1 protein-coding gene is annotated in these 1,098 nt (G+C 81.7%); it reads right to left on the reverse strand.

Translation table 11 applies throughout. From position 1 onward, the window contains the following. Window positions 1-1,098, reverse strand: a 1,098-nt coding sequence (locus tag RI554_11665) for a hypothetical protein (GenBank protein MDR9392670.1), incomplete at both ends; no start/stop codon positions are given.

The following is a 1,098-nucleotide window of genomic DNA, read 5'->3' on the forward strand; positions in this document are numbered from 1 at the left end:
CGCCCCACGGGCGTCCCCCCGACGCGGAGGGGCGTCGGGGCGAGCGCGAGGCGGACGCCGCCGCCGATGCGCGCCGGGCGGAGCGGCCCCCAGGCGCCGTCGAGCGCGTGAAGCGTCGCCCCGCGCAGGTCGGCGCGGACGACGCCGCGGACGTCCGCATCGGCCTGGACGCCGCGCCACGCCGGCCGCCAGGGGGCGTCCGCAGCGGTCCGGACCGCGACGCCGAGCGCCTCCCACGGGCCGTCGGTCCGCAGTTCGATCCGGCCGTCGCCCCCCGCCGCGTCGGCCCCGGCGAGGCGGAGCGTGGCGCCCCCCTCGACGCCGTCACGCGCGAGGCGCCAGGCGCCGGTCCCCCGCAGCGCCTCGGCGTCGACGTCCGCCTCCAGCGTCGCGCCGTCGGGGTCGTGCCGGCCGCGCAGCGACGCGGTGGTCGCGTCGAGCGGGCCGCCGGGGACGCCGGCGACGTCGAGCGACCAGGCGGCGTCGAGCGGCGCGACGCTGCGGAGGTCGGCGTCGCCGGTCAGGGTCGCTCCGGCGGCGCGGGCCCCGGCGAGCGTCGCGCGGATGCGCGGGACGCCGCGCCCCTCGAGGGCGAGCGCGACGTCGCCCCCGAGGAGCCGACCGTCGAGCGTGCCGGTCCAGCCGTCGGCTGGGCGGAACGTCACGCCGTCCGCGCGGAGCGTCGCCGGACGCTCGTCCCACGTGCCCTGCAGGCGCGCGTCGGCGTCGAGGCGTAGGTCGCGCCACCCGCGGACGCTCAGCGCGACGAACGTCGTCCCCGAAGGTCGCGCCGCCGCGGGGGCGTCGCGGACCGCGGCGGGGAGGACGTCCTCGAGCCGGCCGCTCGCGCGGACCTCCGCCGCGACCCGGCGCAACGTCAGGTCGACGTCGGCGTTCGCCAGGACGGTGCCGGCGTCGGCGCGTCCCGACGCGTCCACCCGGAGCAGGCCCCCCTCCAGGTCCGCCGTCGCCTCGACGTCGCGGAGGGCGGCCACCGCGGGGACGTCCGGCGGGTGCCAGGCGCCGCCCACGAGCTCCGCGTCGCCGGACCAGCCGTCGCCGGGTCGGTAGCGGACCGACGCGTCGACGGTCCCGCCG

This window comes from Trueperaceae bacterium (assembly GCA_031581195.1).
In the GTDB taxonomy this organism is placed as follows: domain Bacteria; phylum Deinococcota; class Deinococci; order Deinococcales; family Trueperaceae; genus SLSQ01.